This window comes from Mucilaginibacter sp. UR6-1, assembly GCF_020880975.1.
Taxonomy (GTDB): Bacteria; Bacteroidota; Bacteroidia; order Sphingobacteriales; family Sphingobacteriaceae; genus Mucilaginibacter.
Map to the genome: position 1 here is coordinate 720,812 of NZ_JAJIWP010000002.1, position 19,399 is coordinate 740,210.

The 19,399-nt window shown below is 46.3% G+C and carries 14 protein-coding genes and 1 tRNA gene; 5 read left to right on the forward strand and 10 right to left on the reverse strand.

What is annotated here, in order from left to right; translation table 11 throughout:
* Positions 1 to 48 precede the first annotated feature (48 nt).
* From LJ707_RS08560 to LJ707_RS08575, 4 genes are all read right to left on the reverse strand, one after another.
* A tRNA-Arg gene (locus LJ707_RS08560) sits at positions 49 to 123 on the reverse strand.
* Positions 124 to 185: 62 nt separating this feature from the next.
* Entirely contained in the window at positions 186 to 989 is an 804-nt protein-coding gene (locus LJ707_RS08565; RefSeq protein WP_228950390.1) for an AraC family transcriptional regulator, read from the reverse strand.
* A gap of 72 nt (positions 990 to 1,061) precedes the next feature.
* Positions 1,062 to 1,946, reverse strand: a complete 885-nt coding sequence (locus tag LJ707_RS08570) for an oxidoreductase (RefSeq protein WP_228950391.1) — start codon at positions 1,944 to 1,946, stop codon at positions 1,062 to 1,064.
* A 96-nt stretch (positions 1,947 to 2,042) separates the two neighbouring features.
* Positions 2,043 to 2,624 carry an HPP family protein gene (locus LJ707_RS08575; protein WP_228950392.1) on the reverse strand — a complete coding sequence of 194 codons (582 nt, stop codon included), beginning with the start codon at positions 2,622 to 2,624 and terminating at the stop codon, positions 2,043 to 2,045.
* A gap of 99 nt (positions 2,625 to 2,723) precedes the next feature.
* On the opposite strand from LJ707_RS08575, the gene LJ707_RS08580 reads away from it, so the two are divergent.
* The gene (locus LJ707_RS08580; protein ID WP_228950393.1) at positions 2,724 to 4,145 is read left to right on the forward strand and encodes a hypothetical protein; all 1,422 of its coding nucleotides are present in this window, start codon (positions 2,724 to 2,726) and stop codon (positions 4,143 to 4,145) included.
* A gap of 65 nt (positions 4,146 to 4,210) precedes the next feature.
* Here the strand turns inward: LJ707_RS08580 and LJ707_RS08585 are convergent, their stop codons facing one another.
* The 6 genes from LJ707_RS08585 to LJ707_RS08610 all read right to left on the reverse strand — a co-directional run bounded on the left by LJ707_RS08585 (position 4,211) and on the right by LJ707_RS08610 (position 12,675).
* Complete coding sequence (locus LJ707_RS08585; RefSeq protein ID WP_228950394.1) at positions 4,211 to 5,911, reverse strand: sodium/sugar symporter; 1,701 nt, start codon at positions 5,909 to 5,911, stop codon at positions 4,211 to 4,213.
* Between the two features lie 77 nt (positions 5,912 to 5,988).
* Positions 5,989 to 7,479, reverse strand: coding sequence for an L-arabinose isomerase (gene araA, locus LJ707_RS08590; RefSeq protein WP_228950395.1), 1,491 nt, complete (start codon positions 7,477 to 7,479; stop codon positions 5,989 to 5,991).
* Positions 7,480 to 7,513: 34 nt separating this feature from the next.
* Complete coding sequence (locus LJ707_RS08595; RefSeq protein WP_228950396.1) at positions 7,514 to 9,421, reverse strand: glycoside hydrolase family 97 protein; 1,908 nt, start codon at positions 9,419 to 9,421, stop codon at positions 7,514 to 7,516.
* A 14-nt stretch (positions 9,422 to 9,435) separates the two neighbouring features.
* Entirely contained in the window at positions 9,436 to 10,137 is a 702-nt protein-coding gene (locus LJ707_RS08600; protein ID WP_228950397.1) for an L-ribulose-5-phosphate 4-epimerase, read from the reverse strand.
* Entirely contained in the window at positions 10,134 to 11,834 is a 1,701-nt protein-coding gene (locus LJ707_RS08605; protein WP_228950398.1) for a ribulokinase, read from the reverse strand. Before LJ707_RS08605 ends, LJ707_RS08600 begins: the two co-directional genes overlap by 4 nt.
* 130 nt (positions 11,835 to 11,964) lie before the next feature.
* Positions 11,965 to 12,675 carry an NUDIX domain-containing protein gene (locus LJ707_RS08610; protein ID WP_228950399.1) on the reverse strand — a complete coding sequence of 237 codons (711 nt, stop codon included), beginning with the start codon at positions 12,673 to 12,675 and terminating at the stop codon, positions 11,965 to 11,967.
* Positions 12,676 to 12,955: 280 nt separating this feature from the next.
* On the opposite strand from LJ707_RS08610, the gene LJ707_RS08615 reads away from it, so the two are divergent.
* From LJ707_RS08615 to LJ707_RS08630, 4 genes are read left to right on the forward strand one after another with little or no spacing between them, the layout of a single operon-like run.
* Positions 12,956 to 14,119 (forward strand): aldose epimerase family protein, encoded by a 1,164-nt coding sequence (locus LJ707_RS08615; RefSeq protein WP_228950400.1) that lies wholly within the window; start codon positions 12,956 to 12,958, stop codon positions 14,117 to 14,119.
* Positions 14,120 to 14,160: 41 nt separating this feature from the next.
* Positions 14,161 to 15,702 carry an alpha-N-arabinofuranosidase gene (locus LJ707_RS08620; protein WP_228950401.1) on the forward strand — a complete coding sequence of 514 codons (1,542 nt, stop codon included), beginning with the start codon at positions 14,161 to 14,163 and terminating at the stop codon, positions 15,700 to 15,702.
* Positions 15,703 to 15,730: 28 nt separating this feature from the next.
* A complete protein-coding gene (locus LJ707_RS08625) occupies positions 15,731 to 17,704 on the forward strand; it encodes an alpha-L-arabinofuranosidase C-terminal domain-containing protein (RefSeq protein WP_228950402.1) in 1,974 nt (657 codons plus the stop codon).
* A gap of 51 nt (positions 17,705 to 17,755) precedes the next feature.
* A complete protein-coding gene (locus LJ707_RS08630; RefSeq protein WP_228950403.1) occupies positions 17,756 to 19,387 on the forward strand; it encodes an alpha-L-fucosidase in 1,632 nt (543 codons plus the stop codon).
* The last annotated feature ends 12 nt before the right edge of the window (positions 19,388 to 19,399 follow it).

Sequence of the window (19,399 nt, forward strand, 5' to 3'; positions counted from 1 at the left end):
ACAGGCAACAAAATAAAAAGCCTCTCCTTAAAAGAAGAGGCTTTTACCTGGTGTTCCCGACGAGATTCGAACTCATATCATCAGAACCGGAATCTGACATTCTATCCATTGAACTACGGGAACAGTGGCGCAAATATAAATTTATTTCCTTTCGGTTGTGATAAATAAAAACGCTTGATCGTCTTTTATCCCGCAATTTTTGAAGGCGGCGTACCGTACATCTTTTTGAACGTGAACGAGAAGTGCGATAAGTCCTCAAAGCCAACCTCCAGGTACACATCAGATGGGGCACGGCCTTTCTCCCTTATCAGGTAGTATGCCTCCTGTAAACGGCGCTGCTGTAGCCACCTGCTTGGCGGGCTGTGAAAAATATGCTCAAAATCGCGTTTAAAGGTAGCCAGGCTGCGCCCTGTAAGGTAAGCAAAGCGGTTAAGGTGCACATTAAAATGGAAGTTTTTATTCATAAAAGCCTCCAGGTCTATTTTGCCGGGCTCGTTAAAATCCAACAAAATATCCTTCAGTTGCGGGTGCGACCGCAGCAGCAGCATAATCGCTTCACGTTGTTTCAATGTTTCCAGTTGTGGGTCAGCGGGCTGGTCGCCTTCAATATATGGCATCAGCGAACCCATAAAAGCTTTTAAAAACGGATCTCCATTCAATTGTATTACAGGATCGTTAATCGCTGTTTTGCTATGCCCGGCATCCTGCCCGTATTCACGACTAAAATTTTGCAGTGCTGCTTGGTCAAGGTATATAGATACGGACTTAAACACCCCGCCAAGCGGTGGTTGTTTAATGAATTTGAGTAACTGGTTGCGCCGCACAAAGCGAAAATCGCCCTCGTTGAATATAAAATCCTTATCGCCGTTATTTACGGTAAGCGTGCCCGATATCTGGTAGCTCAGCACATGTTCGGCTACAAACTGCTCGCCAGATCGGTTTCGGCTGTAATAACAGGAATACGTTATGGGTGATCGTGTATCGGCCATTATCAAATTTACAAAAAAGCAGGCAGCACAAGGTGTTTCAACCCACGCCGCCTGCAAGAAACAAATTCCTGATTACTTTTTGTTGTTTTTAGTATACCATTTACCTTGCGGCGTATCTAAAAAATCACCTGAATCATCATGGTCGGTTGAGAGGCTTACCGGCAGCCAGGCCTCCATCTCAGCATCACGGGTTTGGTTGGCATTTTTAAGGATGCCGATAGCCTCGCTGCCTAATATCAAGTGTGCGGGAGGCGCAGGGTGTACAGCCAGGTCGATCATGGCCTTAGCCGCCTTATCGGGGTCACCAACCGGGATGAAGTTGCCGCCCTTAAAAAAATCGGTACGCTGTTTAACGGTATCATAGCCTTCAATTTCGGGCGCGTAACTCATAGATGCACCCGCCCAATCCGTACGGAAACCACCCGGCTCAACACTGGTTACATAAATACCCAGCGGTGCAACCTCTTTGGCTAAAGCTTCGGTAAAACCACCCAGGCCAAATTTAGCGGCCTGGTACATGGTAAGGCCGGGGTTGCCTACACGCCCGCCAATGGAGCTGATCTGCAATATACGGCCGCTGCCTTGCTTGCGCATATAAGGTAATACTGCGCGCGTAATCTCAATAGGGGCGTAAAGGTTGGTTTCCAACTGACTGCGTACCTGCTCATTAGTATAAGCTTCGGCTGCGCCAATAATGCCGAAACCGGCATTGTTCACCAGCACATCAATGTGGCCAAAGTGTTTAACCGTATCAGCTACGGCCTGGTAAACCTGCTCATAATCGGTAACATCTAATTGTATGGGTAATATCTGTTCGCCATATTGGGTTGCCAGGTCATCCAACTGGCTGATGTTACGTGCAGTGGCGGCAACTTTATCGCCGCTTTTTAAAACCGCTTCGGTTAGGCTGCGTCCCAATCCGCGGGAGCTGCCTGTTATAAACCATATTTTTGTCATTGTCTGTTATATTTAATTACAACACAAAAGTATGGCACTTTTAAGCCCGGCGCTTTGTTGTGTGGCTCAAGTTTGCTTTGTTAAAAAGCTCATGAATTAGTTATACCTGCGGAGCCAGAATTTATACCAGCCCTTATTTTTAGGATAGCTGCGGTGCGACGTAGCATTATTGCATATTATAGCAACAATAAACAGTATCAGCACACCCAACAACACAGGGCTCAGCACATAAAAGTAGCCCAGTGCCCGTATTTTGGCCGAACCGATATTGGCAATAAGTGCCGTTGCACCGCCAGGCGGGTGTAATGTTTTGGTGATCTGCATGGCAACAATGGATAATGATACTGACAATGCGCAGCTAAGCCATAGCTCACCTGGTATGAGTTTATGAATTGTAACCCCGATAATGGCGCAAACCACATGCCCGCCAATTAAATTACGGGGCTGTGCCAACGGACTATTTATGGCTCCATATATCAATACCGATGATGCACCGAACGAGCCGATCAGGAAAAGGTTATCATAAGCGGTAAAGTATTTACTGTTTAAAAAACCGATAATGCCGATGCCTAAAAACGAACCGATGAACGTCCAAATATGCTCCCTGGTATCAATTAATGTTTCTTTGTAGATGATGTATCTGGCTCTTTTTGCGTGATGCTTAATGATTTTTCTCATAAAAACATTGCAAATGTAATATCATGAGTTGGTAACAATGGTTAATGTTAATTAATTTATTTGCCTAAACAAGCTCGTAATGGTTTGTGTTAAACAGATATGATACCTATTAAATTCATTAGGCTTGTTGTATTAGCATGGTGCATTCAACTGTGTACCAATATGGCTTATGGCCAAACCAAAGTATTAAGCGGCGTTTATGCCGGTGTAAAACTGATGCCCTCGGTAACGCCGGGCGGAGGGATGAACCGTATTGACGAGGTGATCCTTTTCAGGCCCGACGGAACATTTAACGATGAACTTGATAAGCCCGACTGGCAAAAGCGCACTACCGGCAGGTACAGCATCGCCGGTAAAAAGCTGACGCTGAAATTCAGCAAGGATGGTGACGTGTCTGACTATGAGATACAGAGCAGTGATAAGATAGATGCAGGGAGCTTTATTCTTTTTAAACATCCTATGGATAACAGTGTGCCCAAAGGTTTTCTTGAATTTAAAAAGCTGAGCAGCATGGGCGGTATCGGTACCAACATGGCTTTTGTGGGTACATCATCAATCCGTGGATTGTATTTTGATGGTAAAGGCCGGTTCAGTACCAATAGCGAAAATACATCCGTTGTGGCCGGTGATGGTATTGGCGGCGGCGGAGGTAACAAGAGCAGTGGTGCAGGTACTTATAAAGTAAGCAATGGTACACTAACGCTTACTTTTGATAACGGCAAAACGCAGGTGCACTCTTTTTACTGCCGCCCATCGCAGAAACCGGTAATGGCCGTTATTGACGGCGATATTTATTTTATGAAAGATGAAAAGGAAATAGCTGCTGATAAAGCTTCATCTGCTACCCAACGTAATAAAAGTTCATCTGCTACAAACAGTAAAGCGAATACCAATGCAACGGGCAACCTTGCTGATGCCAAGACTTTATTATTGAAAGCTAACGCCACGCATGGCGGCACAAAGCTGGATAATATTAAAACGATTACCTTTGAAGCTACCGTACAGGGTATACTGGCTACCGGTTATGTTGATGTTACAGGAGAGCGCCTGCGCTTAGAGATGAGCAAGGGTGGTAAACTACTACAGGTGCAGCAACTGGAAGGCGGCAGTGGCTGGGAGTGGCAGGCCGGAAAATCGGCTCCATTAAGCACTACGCGTGCAAACGAGATGCGAACATCATTTTACACCGGCATTTTAGGTTTGCGCAAATCAGAGATTGAGGCATTAACGGTAGAGAGCGTTAAAACCGGGAAGGCAGGCACCGCGATAGTTTGTATGCAGAATGGTAAGCGTTATGCGTTTATCATAAACGATAAAGGGCAAATGTCGGCCTCGGGTGACCTGGCAACACGGGTGCCTTTAACAACGGTTTACTCAGACTTTAGGCAGACTGATGGCATATTGATGCCTTACAACGAATTGAATACCGCTGGTAAGCAGCGCCTGTCTACACAGTATTCAAATTTCCGTATTAATCCGATGATACCGCCGCAAACCTGGGATAAACCCGGTGCTAACTAAAAAAGCAGCCCCGGATATAATCCGGAAGCTGCCTTATGTAGTTATTAATTAAGTGCGATCGGTTTTTACCAAAAGCGTACGTATAATGCCGCTATCACCATCAGGGTAACCACAATAAGTACCATGGTTGATGGTGCTACCTTGAACATAGCGGTATCAAGCGCAAAGGCTTTTGGGTTTACTTTTGGTCCGCGTAAGCTGATCAGGATCATCACGATCATGGTGAACAGGAATGATAAGCCCATACAGATCAGGAACGGTATTTCATAAGTACCATCACCTTTAGGGTAAGCTGTGTACAAAAAGGTTTCGTTACCGAAAAGGCGGGGAGCATAGTTGTTAAACAATACCGACATACCAAAACCTGTAAGTATACCTGCTATAGCCGCCGTGCCTGTAGTACGTTTCCAGAACATACCTAACAAAAACATAGCGAATATACCCGGACTGATAAAGCCTGTATATTTTTGGATAAAGGTAAAACCACCCTCGCCGCCAATGCCTAATAAATCTTTCCAGGTAAGGAGGATAGAAAGTACCATGGCCGCAAGAATTGTAATACGGCCTACAATTACCAGTTTCTTTTCACCTGCTTCGCGATTGATGTATTTTTTGTAAATATCCAGCGTAAATATGGTTGATATACTGTTGGCTTTACCCGCCAGTGATGCCACAATGGCCGCGGTTAAAGCCGCCAATGAAAGGCCTTTTAATCCGGTAGGTAAGAAGCCTAAAATGGCCGAATATGCGTTATCCGCATTGAAGTGACCGCCCGGTGCCATTTCAGCCTGTATGCCGCCGTTTTTGTACAATACATAAGCAGCAATACCCGGCAGCATTACAATTACCGGCATCCCCAGTTTCAAAAAGCCCGCGAATAAAATACCGGTACGTGCCGTTTTCAGATCGGCACCTAAAGCGCGCTGGGTGATGTATTGGTTACAGCCCCAATAGTTCAAATTTACTATCCACTGGCCGGCAAAATACATGGCAATGCCAGGCAGCATCAGGTATTTGTTGATCTCGCCCTGTGTTGCGCCCGGTTTTGGTTTTTCGATGATCATTTTAAAGTGGTCGGGGGCATCCTTCATCATGGCAGTTACACCGCCCCAAACATCCTTACCCAAGCCAAATTGCTCGCTTACCAGGGTTAGCGCGATGTAGGTTGTAGCCAAACCACCGATGATCAGTACCAATACCTGTATTACATCGGTAAAGCCAATCACCTTCATGCCGCCAAGGGTAATAACGAGTGCGAAGATGGCCATCACGATGATGATAAGGTGGAAATAACCACCGCCCGCAATATTATCAATAGCCAGGGCGCCCAGGTACAGGATGGAGGTAAGGTTAACAAATACATACAAAAACAGCCAAAACACGGCCATAATTAAGCTCACCGTTTCGTTATACCGCGTTTCGAGGAACTGCGGCATGGTGAATATTTTGTTTTTAAGGTAGACCGGGATAAACCATACTGCCACAATAATAAGGGCGATGGCTGCAACCCATTCGTATGCCGCAACGGCAATACCTACCACAAAGCCGTTACCACTCATACCGATAAATTGCTCGGCAGAAATGTTGGAGGCGATGAGCGATGCGCCGATAGCCCACCAGGTGAGCGATCCTTCGGCCAGGAAAAAGTCTTTTGAATCGGATACGCCTTTGTTTCGTTTAAGGCGGTATACCCATATACCGTAGCCCGTTACCAACACAAAGTAGATAACGAAAACAACGATATCAATAGTTGAGAATTTACTCATAAAAAATTAGGGTTAAAAAATTGGTAAAAAGGCCGGCACTCAAAATCCCATCCTGAAATGCCGGCCTGCTAATATAATTATTTGTAAGCTACTTCGTTCCAGCGAAGTTCGTTACGGAAACTTTCGATAGTTGTGCCTTTGCCTATGCGTAAAAACTCAATATCAGCCATGTCAGCAAAGTCCTGTATCACTTCAGCATTCAGGTTTTGGCTGTAGGCGGTATGGTGCGCGCCACCTGCATAAATCCATGCGGCACAGCCGGTTTTCATATCAGGCAGTGGTTTCCATAATACACGGGCAACAGGCAGGTTAGGCAGATCATTTTGCGGTTCAACAGCCTCAACTTCGTTCACCAATAAACGGAAACGGTTGCCCATATCAATCAACGACGCGTTTAATGCGGCACCACCGGCAACATTAAATACCAACCTTGCCGGATCAGCCTTGCCGCCAATACCCAATGGGTGAACCTCTAAACTTGCTTTGCCGCTTGCCAGCGAGGCATCAACCTCCAGCATGTGCGAGCCTAATACCAGCGCGTTGTTCGGGTCAAAGTGATAGGTGTAATCTTCCATAAAGGCATTACCGCCCGGCAGGCCGCTGCCCATCACCTTAAAGGCACGCACCAGCGCAACGGTTTTCCAGTCGCCTTCACCTGCAAAGCCGTAGCCATCAGCTAATAAACGCTGTACGGCTAAGCCCGGTAATTGCACCATACCATGCAAATCCTCAAAGGTATCGGTAAAGCCTTTAAAGTTACCGTCCTCTAAAAACTTGCGCAGGCCAAGCTCAATTTTAGCTGCCTCATATACTGATGAATGCCTTGCACCGCCGCGTTTCAGGTCATCGGCAAGGGTATAAGTGCTTTCATATTCGTTAAGTAATCCATCAATAGCTTCCTCACTAACGCTGTCTATCAGCGCTACCAGATCGCCAATACCATAGCTGTTTACCGCGAAACCAAATTTAAGTTCGGCCTCCACTTTGTCGCCATCGGTAACGGCAACATAGCGCATGTTGTCGCCAAAGCGGGCAAACTTAGCGCCCTGCCAATCGTGCCAGCCGGCGGCAGCGCGGGTCCATGATCCTATCTGGGTCAACACCTCTTCATCCTGCCAGTGGCCAACCACAACCTTACGGTTTTTACGCATACGCGATACCATGAAGCCAAACTCCCTGTCGCCGTGTGCGCTTTGGTTAAGGTTCATGAAATCCATATCAATTGAGCTCCACGGAATATCACGGTTAAATTGGGTATGCAGGTGCAGCATCGGTTTTTTAAGGATGCTTAGGCCGCGAATCCACATTTTAGCCGGTGAGAAGGTGTGCATCCAGGTGATGATGCCGATCACGTTTTCGGCAATGTTAGCTTCCTGAATGGTGGCATAAATTTCTTCAGTAGTTTTTACGGTAGGCTTAAACACCACCCGTACCGGAATTTGCGAAGCACTATCAAGTGCCGCGGCTAATTGTTTTGAATGCTCGGCTACCTGGTTCAAGGTTTCTTCGCCATATAAGTGCTGACTGCCGGTTATAAACCAAACTTCAAATGTTTTCAGATTTATCATGTTCGTATTTAGTATTTATCAGTTATTCGGGTTGTTATTCTAACACCAGTACAAAGCCGCCGTTACCTTTCATGGTAATTTTTGCCGGTTGATCTGCCGGTACATCGCTTTGCGTAAAGCTCAGCGGTTCGGCACCATCGGTTATCAGTTTGGCTTTGGTGGCTTTAAAATCTTTAAGGCTGATGCTTACTTCTTTACCTGTGTTCTCGCCATTAATACCGGCTATGTACCACTTGTTACCGCTTTTACGTGCTATAACCGCGTACTTACCCGGAAAGCCGTCAACAAACTTTACATCATCCCAATAATTGGGCAGGTTTTGCAGAAATGATACCACGTATTCAGGCACATGCGTCATTCCCTCCGGCGATTCGGCATAATGCTGTATGCCCGACAGGAATAGTACGCTTGTTGCAAGTTCAAAGCCGCTGGTGGTTTTGCGTTTTACGTGCGTAGGTATTTTGTACAGGTTCATGGGCGTAAAGTCCATCGGGTCAAAAGCGTTACGCGTAAAGGGTAGCATAGCGCAGTGATTGGCCTCGTTATCGGCACCTACCTGCTCAAAGGTTATCATTTCATAACCGCGTACCGCCTCGGTGGTCATCAGGTTAGGATAGGTACGTGCCCATCCCCGCGGCAATGTTGCGCCATGAAAGTTTACCAATAAGCCATGCGCCGCGGCATCCTTTAAAATATCTACATAATACTGGATCATGGAGCGTCCATCGCCGCCAAAAAAATCTATCTTAACGCCCTTTATACCCATTTCATTCAGGCGCGAAAATTCCTTCTCCCTGTCTTCATGGGTAAGCAGTTTATCTTTCGGCGTATATTTTACGGTATTCCATGGGCCTGCGGAATTATACCATAATAGTATACCCACATTTTTGGTTTTGGCATAGTCGGCAAGTTTTTTGATCTTGTCGTAACCAATTTTTCTGTCCCAGTCGGCATCAACCAGGCAGTACTGCCAGTTCATTTTGGCGGCAAGGTCAACATAGCGTACCTGCTCGGTATAAGTAATGGAGTCATCCTTGCTCATGATCCAGCTCCAGGCGGCTTTGCCGGGTTTGATGATGGATGTGTCGGTCAACTTAATTTCAGGTGTAGCAACATCAGTACCCAGGGTTGATTCAATAATGGTTTTTAAACCACCTACGGTAATTACCCGCCATGGTGTGTAAGTCACATTTTTAGGCAACAGATCTCTGCCGGTAAAAATTTCACGCTTATCCGGAAAGTTAATATGGTAGGTGCTGCTCAGCGAATCATTTTTTAAGGTAGTGCCGCAGTAGCTGCCATCCATACCTGCTTCGGTTATCAGTGCCCAGGTGTTGCCGGTTTTAAACAGTGCGGGGTATATCCAGCCGGTTTTTGAATATTTGCCCGCGGTAACATCCTGCTCGTAATACTCCTCGTACGATGGATTGGTATGTTCCCACCCGCTTTTAGCCTCGGCTTTAGGCTGCAACCAGGTTTTGGTTGATGGCGCGAAACGGTATTCGGTATATTCTTTATTGATAACCGCATCATTATTGCCGCCAGCCGGAAAGTAATAACGAAAAGCCACCCCATCATTTGATACCTGGAATATTACATCCATTTGTTTACCCGCAGCATTAACAAGGCTGTAGGTGCGCCTGGCAAATTTGTAATTAATGTGGTGCTTTTTGGCGTTCACCATAGTATAAAGCTGACCGCCCAAACTTATTTTTGAAACGCTTTTAAGCTTTAAACCACTATAAAAATTACCATTGCTTTTAGCTATGCCCAAAGCTGATTGTGCAATTACAGGTTTGCCTTTGCTGGCAACTGTATAAAACGGCTTGCCCGCATTCAGGCTAAAATTTACCGTAATGTTTTTATCAGGACTGCTAACAGTTTGCGCCTGTGCACAAACCGTCAGCATACTGATACTCAATAAAAATATATATTTATACATATAGGGGGCTTGGTTTATTGGCCGTAATAAGAGTTAGGGCCATGTTTGCGCTCAAAGTGTTTTTTGATCAGGGCATCCTTCAGTCGTGGCGATTGCGGGTTGATCTGCTCGGTAAGGTATGCCATTTGCGCAACGCTTTCAAGCACGGCGCTGTTATATACGGCTTTATCAGCGGTTTTGCCCCAGGTAAAAGGGGCGTGATTACCTACCAGTACCATTTCTACGTCCTCATAGCTCAGGCCCTTTTCATTAAAGCAGTTCATGATCTGAAAACCGGTTTCGTACTCATAATCGCCTTTTATCATTTCATCATCCATTGGCGGCGCGCAGGGCACATCAACCGTAAGGTGGTCGGCGTGTGTGGTACCAAAAATGGGTATATCACGCTGGGTTTGCGCCCAGGCGGTAGCGTAAGTAGAGTGCGTGTGCACAATGCCGTTGATGTTTTCCCAATGCTTGTAAAGCACGGCATGTGTTTTAGTGTCTGATGATGGCCTCAGGTCGCCATCAACAATATTACCGTCAAAATCAACGATCACCATTTTCTTGGGCGATAGCTTTTCGTAAGGTACGCCGCTGGGTTTAATGGCAAATACACGTTGCTCACGGTCGGCGGCGCTAACATTACCAAAAGTAAATAGTACTAAACCCAGTTTGGGTAATTGCATGTTAGCCTCGTAAGCGCTTTCTCTTATATCATGATATTTTTTACTCATGCCGTTACAGTGGTTTTTTCTTTATCGGTTATTTGTTTGGCAATGTCGGCTCCCAGTGTTTTGTACTGCTGGTACCTGTCGGCATAAACAGCGGTATTGTCAGGATTAGGGGTGTACTCCACATCAAAACCACGGCCCATGGCCTCCATGGCCTCTTCGGTAGTAGTATATATACCTGCAACCACTGTGGCAAACATGGCCGCGCCCAAAGCACAGGTATGTTTAAATTGGTGGATGCGTATAGGCATACCCAAAATATCGGCCATCATCTGCATCACGAACGGCGATTTTTTAGCCACGCCACCTATACCTATGATACCTTTAACGGGGATACCTTCCTCAATAAAACGGTCAACAATGCTTTTTGCGCCAAAGCAGGTAGCCTCAGCCAATGCCCGGAAAACGCGCGGCGCATCGCTGCCCAGGCTTAACCCGGCTATGGTACCTGTAAGTAATTGATTGGCATCCGGTGTACGCCGGCCGTTAAACCAGTCGATAGCCAGTTCGCTATCGCTTTCAACAGGCAGCAAGGCGGCCTGGCGGCTTAGTTCGGGGATGATTTGGTCGGCTATTTCTTCTTTCAGCTTTTCGGCAGTAGCCTCATCAATCACTTTTGAGTTTGCCAGCAGATTGTTAAGCGGCCAGCTCAACAGGTTCTTAAACCAGGCATAGGTATCGCCAAAGGCGGATTGACCGGCTTCAAGCCCGATCATGCCGGGTATTACCGAGCCATTTACCTGCCCGCAAATGCCGCGTACGGTTTTGCCTTCAATATCGGCAGTGGGTACCACCATCATATCGCAGGTTGATGTGCCCATCACCTTGCTCAGGTAATAAGGCTCTATCTGCCCGCCTACGGCGCCCATGTGCGCGTCGAAAGCGCCAACGCCAACCACAACATCGGTTGATAAGCCTAACTTATCGGCCCACTCGGCACTCAATGTTCCGGCGGCAACGTCGGAGGTATAGGTATCTTTAAAAAGCTTACCGGTAATGCCGGTCAGCAATGGGTCTAATGATGAAAAGAATTCATCAGGCGGCAGGCCGTCAAATTCTTCGGCCCAAAGGGCTTTGTGCCCGGCTGCGCAACGGCTGCGTTTTATCTGCTTAACATCGGTACCGCCGGTAAGCAAAAATGGAATCCAGTCGCAATGCTCAACCCACGAGTGCAGGGCGCTGTTTACCTGCTCATCCACGCGGATTACATGCAGCAATTTTGCCCAAAACCATTCGGACGAATAAATGCCGCCTACATATTTAAGGTAGTTGGTATCAAATTTTGTGGCATGTTCGTTTATCTCGGCGGCCTCATCAACTGATGTATGGTCCTTCCATAAAACAAACATGGCGTTCGGGTTCTCCTTAAATTCAGGGCGTAAAGCCAGCGGATGGCCGGTAGCGTCAACCGCTACTGGAGTTGAGCCTGTAGTATCAACAGAGATGCCTTTAACAAGCGCGGCAATATCAGCGCCGGCCTGGCTAAGGCAATCCTTAATGGTTGTTTCCAATCCCTCAATATAGTCGAGCGGGTGCTGGCGAAACTGGTTCTCGGCAGCGTTGCAGTACACGCCTTTTTGCCAGCGTGGATAATTATATACTGATGAAGCTATTTCCTGCCCGTCGGCGGCATCAACAATAACCGAGCGTACGGAGTCTGACCCATAGTCGACCCCGATCACGTATGCTTTATTACTCATGATTAGATTTATAATTAGTGTCGAATTAACACTTAAATTTTGATAAATAAAAATTTTGCAGAACTTTTTTTTCAAAATCTGCAAAAGGGTTTACTGTATCAAAAACGAAATGGCCGGGTGCTAAATTGCATCAGGATGCCGAAATGCTGTCGGGGTTAGGTATAAAGTTCATAAACGCCTGGAATTTAGAGTAGTAATTGTGCATATTTAACTGGTAGTAATATGCGCCGCGTTTTGAGCCTGCCTTATCTTTTTCGTTTAGCTTAATAAGCAAGCCTGTGGCCAATACCCTTTTGCTGAAATTGCGCTTATCAATCGCGGTGTTAAAAACGTTTTCGTACAGGTTTTGTAATTGAGGGATGGTAAATTTTGAGGGAAGCAGCTCAAATAATATAGGGTGCATGGCAGCCTTGTATCTTATGCGCTTCTTGGCCTGCTCCACCATTTCCTGCTGATCGAAAATTACTTTTGGCGTACGTTTAAGAGTAAACCATTCGGCGTGGTAGTCATCACTTATCTGCTTTTCGTATTTGTTAATATCTATTAAAGCAAAATAAGCTACTGATACTGTGCGCTCAATCGGGTCGCGCTGCGGGTCGCCAAAGGTGTGCAGTTGCTCAAGGTAAACACCCTCAAGGCCGGTAAGCTCCTTTAATATACGGTTTGATGCCTGGTCTAAACTTTCTTCGGGCTGCACAAAACCGCCCATTAAACTCCAGTTGCCTTTCTCGGGTTGAAAGCCTCTTTTAATCAGCAAAATCTTCAAAGCTTCACCGTCAAAACCAAAAACAATACAATCAACTGCAAGTAGTATACGGGTTTGTTTGGAGTATTTCTGCATTTTTTATTTGTAATAAAGGCTGTTGCGTAAGTGCAAATGTAATTATTAAGCTTAAAAAAGTAAATAAGTTTAATTATGCCTGGTATGGTACTAATAAGTTCGATTTAGCAATATTGTTTGCGATGATTTATCAGCTCCGCTGAAACAAAAATGTAATTTTTTTAAGTGTTTTTATAACAATTAAATTTTTATTTTATACTTTCGGAGCACTGCAGGGAATAAAACCACCCCTGTCCATGTCGAGCCAATTATAATCTTTAAACCTGTTAATATTCGTTTTATGAAAAATAAATCTGTACAGATAATTATGAGCTTAGTAATAGCCACAGCCATTACCGCCTGCGGCGGCCCATCAAAGCAAACTGCTGAAAATACCGACACTGTTACCGCGGATAGTACAACCAATAATATCAAGGGTACCGTTGATGGTAAAGAGGTTAGCCTGTATACGTTAAAAAACAGCAATGGCGTAAGCGTAGGCATTACCAATTATGGCGGACGGGTGGTTAGCCTGAACGTGCCTGACAAGGATGGTAAGTTTACTGATGTTGTTTTAGGATACGATTCGCTTAAAAGCTATCAGAAAAAAGGCGAGCCTTATTTCGGCGCGTTAATTGGCCGTTATGGTAACCGCATTGCAAAAGGCAAATTCACATTGGACGGAAAGCCTTATCAGTTAGATATTAACGATGGCGTTAACACCCTGCATGGTGGTTTTAAAGGCTTTTTTTGCCAGGTTTGGGATGTTAAAAAGGCCGATGACAAAACGCTTGAACTAAGCTATGTTTCAAAGGACGGCGAAGGTGGCTATCCGGGTACGCTTACCGTTGATGTTACCTATGAACTTACTAATGATAATGAATTAAAGATAGCCTATAAGGCAACTACCGATATAGCTACCGTGGTAAACCTTACCAACCATGCTTACTTTAACCTTAACGGGCATAACGGCGCGGCAATTACCAACCATCAGCTTTATATTAATGCTGATAAATTTACCCCGGTTGATGCTACATTGATCCCGACAGGTAAATTACAAGCCGTAAAAGGTACCCCGTTTGATTTTACTGCGGCCAAAGCCATTGGTAAGGATATTGAGGCTGACGATCAGCAATTAAAGTTTGGTAAGGGGTACGATCATAACTTTGTACTTAACCAGCACGATCTTGAAAAACCGGTAGCCACCGTTTCAAGCCCCGAAACCGGCATCAGCATGGAGGTTTACACTACCGAGCCGGGTGTGCAGTTTTACAGCGGCAACTTTTTAAACGGTGCCGATAAGGATGGCAAAGGCGGTGTAGCTTATGGGCATCGCTCGGCATTGTGCCTGGAAACACAGCACTTTCCGGATTCTCCGAATCAGCCAACGTTCCCCACTACTACATTAAAACCGGGGCAGGAGTATAAAACCTATACTATCTACAAATTCTTAACAGCCAAGTAATCCAATCCAACCAACTTACTAACCATTAAATAAACCTGATTATGAACTTATTTGGTAAGCCTGCAAAGGTTTTATTACTATTATTAATAAGCGGCAGCACTTACGCCCAGCAGCAAAACACGGTAACGGTACATGCAGGGCAGGGCAAAACCACCATTAGTAAATACATTTACAGCCACTTTGCCGAGCATTTAGGCCGTTGCATATATGGCGGCTTTTATGTGGGCGATACATCAAAAATACCTAACACCGCGGGTGTGCGTAATGACATTGTTGCCGCGCTAAAAAAAATGAAAATACCATCGCTGCGCTGGCCGGGTGGCTGCTTTGCCGATACCTACCATTGGAAGGATGGCATTGGCCCGAAGGATAAACGTCCATCCATCGTAAATAAATGGTGGGGCGGCGTTACCGAGGATAACAGCTTTGGCACGCATGACTTTTTGAATATGTGCGAACTACTGGGCACCGACCCTTACCTGGCCGGTAACATTGGCAGCGGCACCGTGCAGGAACTTGCCGACTGGGTACAATACGTAGGCTCAGATAATAAGAACCCGATGTCAAATCTTCGTCGCGAGAACGGACGTGATAAACCCTGGGACGTACGCTTTTGGGGCGTAGGCAACGAGGCCTGGGGCTGCGGTGGTAACATGACACCTGAATATTACGCCAACGAGTTTAAAAAATACGCCACCTTCATGACGGGCGATAAGCTGTTCCGCATAGCATCAGGCGCTAACTCAGCCGATTACCACTGGACCGAAACTTTGATGAAGACTATACCAGGCCATTTGATGGAGGGCGTGGCGCTGCACCATTACTCGGTTATTGAATGGAATAAAAAAGGCCCGGCAGTTAAGTTTACTGACGAGCAATACTTCCGCACGATGAAGAGCGCCCTGTTTATGGAAGAACTGGTTACCAAACACTCGGCCATAATGGATAAGTACGATCCGCAGAAAAAAATAGCCCTTGTTGTTGATGAGTGGGGCGGATGGTACGATGTGGAAGACGGTACTAACCCGGGTTTCCTGTACCAGCAAAACACCATGCGCGATGCGCTGATAGCCGGTGTAACGCTGAACATATTTAATAACCATGCCGACAGGGTACGCATGGCCAACCTGGCGCAGGCCATTAACGTGTTGCAGGCAGTGATACTTACCGATAAGGAAAAAATGGTACTTACGCCAACATACCACATTATGGAAATGTATAACGTGCACCAGGATGCTACACTGTTGCCGGTAGAGGTAAACACTAAGGATTATGTGTTCGGTAACGAAAAGCTGCCTGCCGTATCAGTTTCGGCATCGGTAGATAAGGCAGGCGTGGCACACATCACCCTAACCAACATTGACCCGAAGAACGCGCAGGACATTGATATTACCCTTGATGGCTTAGCATTTAAAGGAGTGACCGGAAGGATACTTACCTCAAAATCATTACAGGATCATAATACTTTCGCGGTGCCTGATAAATTAAAGCCGGCCGCTTTTAAGGACGCGTCTGTAAAAGGGGGTAAGTTAAAAGTAAAATTGCCGCCAATATCAATAGTGGTTTTGAAGCTTAAAAAGTAAATTGAATCGGTATAAAGTTTAATAACTAATGATAAATTTTAAAACAGGTAAAATAGCCTTGGTTGTGGGCGCTGTGTGCTTATCAGCAAGTGCGTTTGCCCAAACAAGCGCCGTTTATACGGTTGATCCTACGCAGCTAAAGGCAACCATACAGCCAACCATGTACGGCATCTTTTTTGAAGATATAAATATGGGTGCCGATGGCGGTTTATATGCCGAACTTGTTAAAAATCGCTCGTTCGAGTTTGATAATGCCCTAATGGGCTGGAAAGTTGCCGGTGATAGCAGCGCCGTAAAGGTGGTTGACCGTAAGGCCGAACGCCCCGATAATCCGCATTATATTAATGTAACGGTACCATCAGCTCAAGGTATAGGCCTGTCTAACGAGGGTTTTCGTGGCATGGGTATTCGCAAGGGTGAGGGTTATAATTTTTCGGTGATTGCCAGGCAGGCGGCAGGCAGCAACGTTACTATACAGCTTGAACTGCGGGACGAAAGCGGAAAAGCAATAGGCAGCGCTGTTGTGCAACCTAAATCGGCACAATGGAAAAAGTTTAACGTAAGCCTTACCGCTACCGCGCAGGCGGCAAAGGGTAGCCTTTATATTACGCTAAAGGGCAGGGGGAATATCGATCTGGATATGATTTCGCTGTTTCCGCAGCATACTTGGAAAAACCGAGCCAATGGCTTGCGTGCCGATCTGGTACAGATGCTGGCCGATATGAAACCCGGCTTTATCCGCTTTCCGGGTGGATGTATTGTTGAGGGCAGATACCTGGTTAATCGTTATCAATGGAAAAAAACCATAGGCGATGTGGACAAACGCGAAACCATCATTAACCGTTGGAATACCGAGTTCAAGCACCGCTCAACGCCCGATTATTTCCAGTCTTTCGGCTTAGGGTTTATGGAGTACTTTATGCTGGCCGAAGATATTGGTGCCGAGCCATTGCCGATATTGAATTGCGGCATGGCCTGCCAGTTCAACAGCGGCGAGCTGGTTCCGGTAGATCAGATAGACCCTTACGTTCAGGACGCGCTCGACCTTATCGAGTTTGCCAATGGCGATGCCAGTACCAAATGGGGTAAGCTGCGCATCAGTCTGGGGCACCCGGCTAAATTTAATTTGAAGATGCTGGGCGTGGGAAACGAGAACTGGGGCCCGAATTATGTTGAACGCTGGACATTGTTCCGCGACGCCATCAAGAAGAAATATCCGCAGGTAAAAATAGTTACCAGTACGGGTACTGACCCTGATGGAGCAAGGTTTGATACGTTGAACACCGCTTTTCGTGGTTTAAAGGCCGATATATTGGATGAGCATTACTACCGTCCGCCGCAATGGTTCAGGGATAATGCCAAACGTTATGATAGTTATGATCGTAACGGCCCTAAAATATTTGCTGGTGAATATGCTGCGCATGTACCGGGCGTTGATGATGCTCTAAAGAAGAACAACCTGGAAGCCGCACTGGCCGAAGCCGCCTTCATGACCGGCCTTGAGCGTAACGCCGATGTGGTGAACATGGCATCGTACGCGCCGTTGTTTGCCCATGTGGATGCATGGCAGTGGGCGCCCGATCTGATCTGGTTTGATAACCTGAAGCACTACGGCACACCAAACTACTATGTGCAAAAGTTATACTCGCTTAATAAAGGCACAAACGTGGTGCCTATGCTGCTTAACGGTCAGCCTATAGCTGGTCAGGATGGTATATACGCTAATGCTACCATCAACAAAAACACTAAGGAATTGCTGATAAAAGTGGTAAATGTTTCCGGCAAAAGCCATAAGGCCAGTCTGGATATCAAAGGACTAAGCAACTATCAAACCAAAGCATGGGTAACCACTTTAACCAGCGATAAGCCCGATGTAGTGAACTCGCTGGAGCAACCGCAATTTATTGCCCCGGCAGAAGGTAGTGTGAATGTTTCTGGCAGCAGCTTGGTTGTTGATGCCGAGCCTTACTCATTCAAAGTGATCAAATTAAAGATGAAGTAAAACCGCCTGTTATGCACTAAGGGCATAATTAGGGCAAAAAAAATATAAATAATGAACAGAAGATCGTTATTGAAAACAGGACTGACGGGGTTGTCGGCATTGTACCTTTCAAAATCAAAAGCGGGCGGGCTGCTAAATTTAGCCGGGGATGCTAAAGGCCCTTTTCAGCCTACGTGGGCGTCCCTTGAAAAATATGAAGTGCCTGACTGGTTTCGTGATGCCAAGTTTGGCATTTGGGCACACTGGGGCCCGCAATGTCAGCCCGAACATGGCGATTGGTATGCCCGTGGAATGTATGAGGAGGGCAGCGACCAGTATAAATTCCACTGTGAAAAATACGGCCACCCATCAAAATTTGGGTTTAAGGATGTAATAAACGAGTGGAAAGCCGAGCGCTGGAACCCCGAAGAAACGGTAGAACTATACAAAAATGCCGGTGCAAAGTATTTTATGGCGCTGGCCAATCATCATGATAACCTTGACCTGTATAATAGCAAACACCAGCGCTGGAATTCAACACGTGTTGGCCCTAAAAAGGATATATTAAAAGGTTGGGCCGCCGCCGCCAAAAGGCAGGGCTTGCCGTTTGGGGTGAGTGTACATTCCGCCCACGCCTGGAGATGGTATGAAACCGCGCAGCGATCAGATAAAAGCGGGCCGTATGCCGGTGTACCTTATGACGGGAAACTAACCAAAGCCGATGGTAAAGGAAAATGGTGGGACGGCCTCGATCCGCAGGAACTATATGCCCAAAACCACCCGTTAAGTAAGGATAGTTTGGATGGTGGTTCAATACATGGTCAGTGGGGTTGGCAAAACGGGGCATACCCGCCTTCAAAGGCTTATTGCGACAATTTTTATAACCGTATGATCGACCTGATCGACCACTATGACCCGGAACTAATGTACTTTGATGACACCGCGCTGCCGCTATGGCCGGTGAGCGATGTGGGCTTGAAGGTAACCGCCTATCTGTATAACAAAAGCCTTAAAAAATATGGTAAAAACCGTGCCGCTGTTTTCGGTAAGATACTTGACGAGCAACAGCGCAAATGCATGATATGGGATATTGAGCGGGGGCAGAGCAACAAAATAGAATCATTCCCGTGGCAAACCGATACCTGTATAGGGCAGTGGCATTATGACAGGCGCGTGTATGACGGTAATGGCTACAAAACGCCAAAAACGGTTGTTCATACACTGGTTGATGTAGTGAGCAAGAACGGTAATTTACTCCTCAACGTTCCGCTTAGGGGCGATGGCAGTATGGACGAAAAAGAGCGCGCCGTAGTTGATGGCATCACCGCCTGGATGAAAGTGAACAGTGAATGTATTTACGGTACCCGCCCCTGGAAGGTATATGGCGAAGGACCTGCCATGGCATCCGAAGCGCCATTGAGCGCGCAGGGTTTTAACGAGGGTAAAAATAAGCCTTACACCGCTGAAGACATCCGTTTTACCACAAAAGGCGATGCTGTTTACGCTACGCTGCTGGATTGGCCGGCTAACAACAAAAGTATCATCAAAACAATGGGTAACACGGGTAAAGTTAATAATGTGCAATTGCTGGGCAGTAGCGCTAAGTTAACCTTTCAGCAAAGTGCGGATGGGCTTAGCGTTGATTTGCCTGCCGAAAAGCCTTGCAATGATGCCTATGTATTAAAAATAACCGGAGCGGTTTAACAACAAAAACGA